The organism is Schaalia odontolytica (assembly GCF_002847525.1).
Taxonomy (GTDB): domain Bacteria; phylum Actinomycetota; class Actinomycetes; order Actinomycetales; family Actinomycetaceae; genus Pauljensenia; species Pauljensenia odontolytica_B.
Genome location: NZ_PKKM01000016.1, coordinates 23,566 through 32,735 on the forward strand (window position 1 = coordinate 23,566; position 9,170 = coordinate 32,735).

Genomic DNA, 9,170 nt, shown 5'->3' on the forward strand with positions numbered 1-9,170 from the left:
CGCCAGACCCACAACTGAAAGTCGAGGAACCATGCGCCGCAATGTTGCACGCATCGGGCTCGTCGCCGCCCTCGCCCTGTCCATGGGCGTGGCCACAGCGACCGCCCCACCCACCCGGGCCGACGATCATACCGGCCTCATCGCGCCCGCCCGCGCCAGTGCCGGCCTGATGAACTACGCCATCAACCTCAGCCCGCAGGCTAGCGCCGAGGACCTCGCGCGCGCGACCTCGCTCGTCGCATCCGCCGGGGGCGTCACGCTGGCCTCCTACCCGGAGCTGGGGACGTTCTTTGCTCAGAGCGAGTCGGCCTCGTTCGCCCCGGACCTGGCCGAGGCCCTGGCGAAGGCTGGAATTTCCGTGCACTCGGTCGGCCCGACGCGCGTGGCCGCCGTGCCCGAGGGGGAGCGCCAGGCCGCCCCCGACCCGCAGCCGGCCCCGCAGCCCGGGGAGGCGAGCCCAGCTCAGTCCGGAGCCCAGTCGGGCACACAGTCCGGAGCACAGTCGGGTGGCCCGTCCTCCCTGCGTGGACAGAGTGTGACCGAGGCCGATAAGCCCGAGGAGGTCGTCAACTGGGGTGCCCAGGCGATGAGCGCCACCGATGCGGCGGCCGTACCGATCGCGCACGCGCCCGTCACCGTCGGCGTCATCGACACCGGCATCGATGACACGCACCCCGATCTCGTGGGTCGTGTCGACACCTCCCGTTCGGTCTCCTGCGGGCACAACGGCATTCCCTCTCAGGCCTACGGGTCCTGGCGTGATGACTACTTCCACGGCACGCACGTCGCGGGTATCATCGCTGCCAACCACAACGGCATCGGCATCGACGGCATCGCGCCGACCGCGACCCTCGTTTCCATCAAGGCATCCAATGGCGAGCAGCTCATGTACCCCGAGTACGTGACCTGCGGCTTCATGTGGGCCGCCAGCCACGGCGTTGACATCGTCAACAACTCCTACTCGATGGACCCGTGGGTCTACTGGAGCCCGAGCGACCCCGAGCAGGCCGCCGGCCTCGAGGCCGCGACCCGCGCCATCGCCTACGCGCAGGGCAAGGGGCTGGCCGTCATTGCCTCGGCGGGCAACGACGGCATGGACAACGACAACGTGACGACCGACAGTGGATCGCCGACCGACCTCGACACCCCGATCAAGGACCGCCCCGTGAAGAACGGCGTCAAGGTCCCCGCCATGGTCGAGGGCGTCAGCCAGGTCAGCGCCGCTACGCGCACCAACGTCGAGACCAAGCCCGAATGGGCGAACCTCAAGCGCGCGGACTTCTCCAACTACGGCAAGAGCGTCGACTTCACTGCTCCGGGGCAGGACATCTACTCGACCGTGCCCGCGGCGATCTTCTCCTCCGGCTACGCCAAGACCAGCGGCACCTCCATGGCCACGCCCCACATCACGGGCATCGCCGCGCTCATTAAGTCGATCCACCCGGGCTTCCAGGGCAAGCAGATCACCGACCTTATGCGCAAGCAGGCCGCCATGGAATACACGCGCCTGGAAGCGCCCGAGGACGGTAAGGAGTTCCGCGGCTACGGCTTCATCAACGCGCTGACCACCATGCGCCGCGACCAGCCCCAGCCGACCGTCCAGACCCTGCAGTACCGGGTCGGCAAGGGTGAATGGAAGGATGTGCACGGAGCGACCCTGCCGGCCGGCCCCGTCACCTTCTACGCCGAGGCCATCGCCCCGATCAGTCACCTGCACATGGACGTCGCGGGCCTGGCCGCTGTCGACCGCGACGGCTCGGGCAAGTACTTCGACACGGCACTGGGCGTCTCGATTGAAAACGTGGACCTCAGCGCCCTGCTGCCCGAGGGCACGGACTCGGTGACCGCCCGCGTCCAGGTCAGCGCCACCGGCATCAACTTCGATCGCCAGGCCGACGACGACACGGGCCGCGAGGCCGTCTTCACCGTCTCGCGCGACCCCAACGCCGCGGTGACCCCCGCGCCCGATGCCGACGCGCCCGCGCCGGCTGGCCCCGCCACGGCCGGCATCACCGCTCCCGCGCGCAGCAACGACCAACTGCCCGCCAACTACGCGGTCAACCTGCCCAAGGGCACGGATAACGCCACCTTCCAGCGTGCGGCGGCCCAGGCCTCGTTCCACGGTGGCCTGTTGCTGGCGCAGTACCCGGCCTTCGGCACGTTCTTCGTGCAGTCCGCGTCGCCTACCTTCTCGCCCGACCTGGGCGCGGCGCTCGTGAAGGAGGGGATCAGCTACGACTCGATCGGCCCGACCCGCCAGGCGCCCGTCGGCGGTAACGAGGCCATGGTCCCCATCTCCTACGAGACGCGAGTCGCGGCGGACGCGGCGATTGCGGCCGCACCCCGCTCCCAGGGAGCGCAGGGTGACCAGGACGCTGCCCTCACCCCGGACCCGCAGACCGGTAACGGATGGCACCTCCAGGCCCTGCGCGCCCTCGAGGCGCAGGGCGTGGACGTCATGCGTGCGCCCGTCACGGTGGGCATCATGGACCAGTCCGTCGATGACACCGTGCCGGACCTGGTCGGACAGGTCGACCACGACAAGTCCGTGTCCTGCTCGTTCAACGGCATCCCGAACCGCGACCCCGCCGCCTGGCGCTGGGATGACGCGACCCACGGCACGCACGTGGCCGGCTCGATCGCCGCGAAGCACGACGGCGTGGGCGTGGACGGTGTGAACCCGACCCTGCGTATCGCCGCGATCAACGTGGCTTCGCGCAACGGCGGATTCTTCTACCCCGAGTACATCGTGTGCGGCTTCGTGTGGGCCGCCGAGCACGGCATCTCGGTGACCAACGGTTCGTACTACGTGGATCCGTGGAAGTACTGGCTCCCCAACGACCCCGAGCAGGCCGCGGGCCAGGAGGCCGTGCAGCGCGCGGTCGACTACGCGACCTCGAAGGACGTCATCAACGTGGTGGCCGCCGGTAACTTCTCGACCGACCTGGACAACCTGCCCACGACTGACGACTCGGCTCCCGGTGACACCTGGGGTGCGCACGAGCGCGACGTGACGGGCGCCGTCTACATGCCGCCGAAGCTGCGCGGTACGCTCTCGGTGTCCGCGCTGCAGCTGCCCGAGGGCGCCGACCCCGCAACCGGCGTGCTCGAGCCGGCCTCCTGGTCGAACTGGGGCGCGACGAGCGTCGACTTCGCCGCCCCCGGCGCGAAGATCTACGCGCCGCTGACGAGCTGGTACGGCAAGGCCTACGGCAACCTGTACGGCACGTCGCAGGCCTCGCCCCTGGCGGCCGCCGTCATGGCGACGCTGCGCCAGGTCCACCCGGAGATGAACGCCGAGCAGATCATCGCCCTGGCGAAGAAGCAGGCGGGGGATCCATCGAACTGGGATCGCCTCAAGCCCGTCGAGGGCCGCGAGTACCGGGGCGCGGGCCTGCCCAACGCCCTGGACGCGGTTCTCAAGGATCAGGCGAAGCCCGTCATCGGCAGCGTTGAATACTCCACCGATGGCACTACGTGGCAGCCGCTGGCGGGGGAGAGCGTCGCCGGGCGCGTCTCCATCCGCGTGACCGTCACCGGTCCGGTGACATCCGCGCGTCTCCTCGTCGGTGAGCGCGAGGTCGCGACCGGCGTGGGCAACGGCGCCTTCGAGGGCAACTCGGTGACGCTGCAGGCCGACGGTGTGGACGTGTCCCACCCGAACGGAACGGGACGCTTCGCGGGCGCCGCGACGGTCACGGTCGAGGCCATGGGCCGCAACAACGACGCCCGGGCCGACGACGACGCGACGCTCCAGGTTCCCTTCACGGTCAGCCCTGACCAGGTCGGCCCGGACGAGGCCCGCTCGGGCCGCTGGGTGTCCGGCGCGTTCGGCTGGTGGTGGCGCTACGAGGACGGCACCTACCCGACCTCGACGCAGCTGCGCATCGACGGGGCGATCTACCGCTTCGACTCCCGCGGTTACATGGTGACCGGCTGGGTCAGCGAGGGCGGCCACTGGTTCTACTACGGACCCTCCGGCGGCCAGGCCGCAGGCTGGGTGCAGGTGCGTGGAACCTGGTACTACCTGGATCCCATCAGCGGCGAGATGGCCAGCGGATGGACCAAGGTGCGCGACACCTGGTACTACCTGGGCTCCTCGGGCGCGATGCGCACCGGCTGGATGCGCGACGGCTCCACCTGGTACTACCTGGCTGATTCTGGTGCGATGGCCACGGGCTGGGCGCGCATCGGTTCCTCCTGGTACCACTTCGCCACCTCCGGCGCGATGAGCACCGGCTGGGTGAAGGACGGCGGCTCCTGGTTCTACCTGTCTTCCTCCGGGGCGATGGTGACCGGGGCACGCTGGATCGACGGCACGCGCTACGTGTTCGACGACGAGGGACGCCTCCAGGAGTAGGCATCACGAGGCCGGGGTTCCTTCCCGGTTGAGATGGTGAGGGGCCGCGCACGATGTCTCGTGCGCGGCCCCTCGCACGTGTTGCGCCTGTGCGAGGAGAGATGTCGTGGGGGCCTTCCCTCTGGCGTCTATTTCGTACTACACTAGCGTGTATACGAAACTATGGAGGTGATCGCGTGCGAGTCCGGGTTCATCCTCGTGTCCATCAACGTCATAGTGATGTTGAGGATGATGATGTTATCGCTGCCTTCGAGGGCACGTTGCGTTCGCGTGCGCGCGATACGCATCCGATCCAGTGGGTCGGGGTTGGCCTCGACCGCAAGGGGCGACTTCTGGAATATATTGCGGTCGAGGATGAGCCCGATGGATGGCTCATTTTCCATGCGATGCTGGTAACGCGAGCGGTGCTCGCAGAGGTTGGTTTAAGGAGGTAATGATGGCGACGTATAAGTCAGCTGACGGCGCGACATTCACCGATGAGGATCTGGAGCGTTGGGGGAACGAAGCCGAGACCGGTGTTCCTTACGACGGGAAGCATCTCGGATCGTCAGTGGCCGGACGTCCGATTAGTGTCGGTGTTGGTGCTAAGCCGTTCACCCTCCGTCTTGATCGTTCTCGCCGTGCCAAGCTCGCTGAGGTGGCTCAGGAGCGCGGTACGACGCCGTCGCAGCTCGTGCGCGATTTGATCGACGCCCTTTAAGAGAGGCGTGTGGCCGTTCAGTTGGCCTCGTTGCTCCTGTGATGTGTTCGTGCGAGGTCTTGTGTGCGGTGGTTTCGTAGTCTTGTTTTCCTCCAAGGTGTCATATGCGTGATCGTCTTCTTCGCGGAGAACCCGTCAGTGATGAGCAGATTCAGGCGTGGGCTGATGAAGCTGAGCGCGGCTACGACCTGACGAAGCTGGTGCCCCCGCTCAGCGACGTGAAGCCCGCCTTCTCGGGCGTTGTGCCCAAGCGTGCGGCGATGAGCTCCTTGTCCTCATCGGAGGCGAGGGCGCGGACCCACGAGGCGTAGGTGGCCTCGTCGGCGTGGACCTCCTGCGTGAGCGGGTTGCGCCGCTTGGAGACGATCGTGCGCACGTGCGCGGCGAACACCCACACGTTCGCCACCAGGGCGGCCGCCGAGAGGATGAACATCGCCCAGGGGTTGTGAGCGCTGCGGTGGGCGAACATCGAATCGTGCATGAAGTGCGGGAACGTGAGCACGACTCCCGACCACAGCGTGAGCGTGTACGCGCGGTACTGGATCCACGCGCCTCGCCCAACCTTCATGAGCGCAGGGATCGTGCACGAGGCCAGCAGCGCCACGCCCGAGTACCACGCGCGGTCCGCCAGGCAGTTGTACACGTAGGCGAGGTTCCACAGGTCGTAGGCGATGATCCATCCGATCGTCAGGTCGCCCCAGATGAGGGCGCGCTCCTTGCCCTTGGATACGAAGATCCCGACCCACCCGGAGATCGCGAGCAGGTTCAGGATGCCCGCGACGCCGTTCATGATGTTCCACGGCCCGCCCCACGTGACCATCCCCTGCGAGGGATCCACCCCGTGAATCCCGTAGCACTGGAAGTCGCGCACCACGGCCTCGGCGATGTTCACCGCCAGGATGGCGGGCGGGATGATGAGGTACCAGCGGTTGTAGCGCAGCCTGGGGAAGACCTGCAGGGCGACGAGGCACAGGGACCCCGCCAGCGCCGAGTACTGTTTCACGATTGGGAACCAGCCCGCCGAGGCTGTCCCCGCCGTCGAGTGCGGCCACCAGAAGATGGTCAGCGCGATGGGCACGACCACGAAGAGCGCGAGGACCACCCACATGTTGCGCTGGGCCAGCCACGCCCCGCCCGCGAGGAGCACGATGACGAGGAGGAGCATCGCGTAGTCCCACCACTGGCCGACCTCGAAGAAGAAGAGCGTCGGGTAGTCCGGGGGAGTGACGGTGCCCATCAGCGCTGCTCCTTCCCCCAATTGGGCAGGTAGGTGCGCTCCATCTTCTGGCGGATCTGCTCCTCCCAGGAGAAGGTGGGTTCGGTCCAGCCCTCGAAGTAGGAGGCGTCGACCTCGTTCGCCCACGGGCTGTCCGCGCCCGTCGGTGGCCAGGAGGGGTCGTCGGTGACGGGTGGGCGGATCTCGGCGACGGCAGGGGCGGACCGTCCGTAGCGGAACCACTGGGTGAAGGTCTCCTCGAACAGGGGAGTGCCGTCGTAGCGCCCCGCGGGCGTGCCCGAGTTGAAGAAGCGTCCGCCCAGCATGCCGCGCATGAAGCGGCCCGTCAGGTGCTGCTTCTTCTTGAACTCGAGGACGCGCTTGACGTAGAGGTTTTGCAGGTGGGTCATGCACCCGCCGATGAACTCGATGTTCACCCAGTTCAGGGCCTTCATGGCGGGGGAGGCGGGCTCGTAGCCGATGCGCCAGTGGTTGATCAGGCGCGTGCGCCCGCCCGACAGGGGCACCATGTAGAAGCACCAGGCGGCCGCGAAGTTCGTCATCCCGGGGAAGCGGAACGCGTAGGAGCCGGGCGCCTTGGGCGGGTTCTTCGTGTCGACCCACTGGACCATGTACTTGCCGGGTACGATGTCCGCCCATTCCATCGACATGCCGTGGAAGTCGAAGGCCGCGATGTCGCCGGGCACCATCGAGTCGGGCTGCTGGAACTCCTCCTGGATCTCGTAGGAGTTGAAGAAGGGCAGGCGCGCGAAGACGCGCTCGAGGAACTCCGAGGAGAAGGATCCGGACTTTTCTGCGCCGATCTGCTTGAAGAGTCGCCACACCGCGTAGGCGGGCGCGTCGATTGTGATCGCGTATGTTGAGGAGTAGCCGTTGTCGTAGTTGGCGTCGATGAGGTCGTCGCCCGGGTAGTGCCAGGCCTGCTCCTCGGGCGTGGCCTTGCCGCTGAGCTGGCTGAAGGCGTACATACCTCCCAGGAGCGCGGCGGTTCCGGTCAGGCCAGCGGCACAGAGGGTACGACGGGGTAGACGGTGGCGTGTCATGGGTCCTCCTCCTTGAGGAATTGACGAGGGGCGCCCGCGCTGGCGCTGGCCCGTGGGGAGCCCCGGAACGATGGGGATTCGACGGTGAACCCCGCACACTAGGTTAGTGTTTCGGATTATGATAGCCGACAACTATTAGCCCGGTTGTGCGTTCGAAGGAGAATGCCGTGGACTCGCTTTTCCTGTGGGAGCTTGGGACTCCCAAGGTCTATCTCATCTGGCTGCTGGTGCTCGCCGCCCAGATCGCCGTCGCGGAAATCAATAGGCGGTGGAACTGGACGATCTTCGCCGTGTGGACCGTGGGTGGCATCGCGCTCATGCCCTACGCGTGGATCCATGGGACGCCCATGGTGGGGTGGTTCCCGTTCGGCAAGTACGCGATCATGATCCTGACCGCCACCATGACGGGCACGGTCCTGGTCTACGCGAAGCGCAACCCAGTCAAGGCGCACAAGTACGCGATCTGGCTGGGCGTGGCCCTGTGGATCGGCCTGGCCGTCAACATCATGGAGGCGAACATCCGCGACCTGACGATCTACTTCAACGCGGATGCGTACTACGCGTGCGGCGCCGACTGGCAGTGCCTGAAGGGCGTCAACGACGCGCACACGATTGACATGATCGCGGGCCTGCCCGAGGCCAGGGGAGTGAGCGCCGAGCTGCACTCCCAGCAGTGGTACCAGGAGGTTGCCGCCAACCTGTCCGCCCGCCACGTCGGCATCGACCCGGAGACGGGCTTCCGCACGATTGGCGGGTATTGGAACCTGCTGTCCGCTGCGGCCGGCCTGCTCAACATCATGACGATCACGGGCCTGGGCAAGATCATCGTCACCTCGCCCGGGAAGCGCTCCGTGCGCGGCCTCATCTGGGTGGACATGGTGTGGCCGTGGGTGATCGCCTACGACCTGTGGAATCACGCGTTCTTGTACAACTCGCTGGCCGACTACACGTGGTACTGCACGCTCGCCCTGCTGCTCGCCTGCACGATCCCGGCGTTCACGTGGGCGAAGGGGCAGTGGATCTGGTTCCGCTGCTTCACGCTGGTCTTCTGGATCTCCATGAACACCCTCCTGCCCGAGGTCTTGGTCCCTCCCTCGGACATCTTCAACTTCGCGACCATGGACCCGCGCGCGAACATCGCGTGTGCGGCCGCCGCGCTCGCGGCCAATGTCGCGCTGTTCGCCTACTGGCTGTACAAGATCGTGGTGTACAAGAGGAACCCGATCACGGGCGTCCTGTACTGTGAGCTGTCCGAGTTCCGCACCATCGTGCGCGAGCACTGCGATGACAAGGACAAGTACTTCCTCGTCGACCGCATCCCCGAGACGCCCGCGGAGCTCGGCTTCGAGCCCGACTCACCCACGGCGCCCGCTGACGGCTACCGCGCCTGGATGCCCTGGTGGAGGGGAGAGGACCGGCGGCACCCGTCGAAGAGGGATGCGGGTTCGCGCTCGTAGGTGGTCTTCTGCCCAACATTGACGAGGCCTCCCCGGGTTGACCTGGGAGGCCTCGTTGTTGTGGGTGCCAGTTCGGCGCTGAGCTTTCCCGCCAAAAGCTCTCGGAGCGCCGCGTCTTGATGCGCCGTATGGCGCGCGGTGCTTTCTCACCTCGCGTTCGATCTGCGACTCGGGTAACGCTAAGACCCCGTCTTAATGCACCTTATGGCGCTCGGTGCTTTCTAACGCGCCGCAATGTCCCTCATGAAGAAGGTCCCGCTGTCTTAATGCACCGTTTGGCGGCTCTTCATAATTGAGGGTGTGGGGGTGGTATGCGGGGTTGGGCGTGTCGTGGCCGGGTAGAGGTCGAGGTCTTCCGATGATGGGGGTTGCG

Annotated in this window: 5 protein-coding genes; 3 read left to right on the plus strand and 2 right to left on the minus strand. The window is 66.7% G+C overall.

The features are described from left to right. Positions 1–31: 31 nt before the first annotated feature. Entirely contained in the window at positions 32–4,360 is a 4,329-nt protein-coding gene (locus CYJ22_RS09470) for a S8 family serine peptidase (protein WP_101602431.1), read from the plus strand. A 436-nt stretch (positions 4,361–4,796) separates the two neighbouring features. Continuing rightward, complete coding sequence (locus CYJ22_RS09480; protein WP_243390501.1) at positions 4,797–5,060, plus strand: CopG family transcriptional regulator; 264 nt, start codon at positions 4,797–4,799, stop codon at positions 5,058–5,060. Positions 5,061–5,241: 181 nt separating this feature from the next. Here the strand turns inward: CYJ22_RS09480 and CYJ22_RS09490 are convergent, their stop codons facing one another. Next, positions 5,242–6,297 (minus strand): DUF5692 family protein, encoded by a 1,056-nt coding sequence (locus CYJ22_RS09490; RefSeq protein ID WP_101602433.1) that lies wholly within the window; start codon positions 6,295–6,297, stop codon positions 5,242–5,244. Next, positions 6,297–7,340, minus strand: a complete 1,044-nt coding sequence (locus CYJ22_RS09495; protein WP_101602434.1) for a hypothetical protein — start codon at positions 7,338–7,340, stop codon at positions 6,297–6,299. The genes CYJ22_RS09490 and CYJ22_RS09495 overlap by 1 nt, the downstream gene beginning before the upstream one ends. A gap of 167 nt (positions 7,341–7,507) precedes the next feature. On the opposite strand from CYJ22_RS09495, the gene CYJ22_RS09500 reads away from it, so the two are divergent. Then, entirely contained in the window at positions 7,508–8,797 is a 1,290-nt protein-coding gene (locus CYJ22_RS09500; RefSeq protein WP_101602435.1) for a DUF5692 family protein, read from the plus strand. Positions 8,798–9,170: the final 373 nt, after the last annotated feature.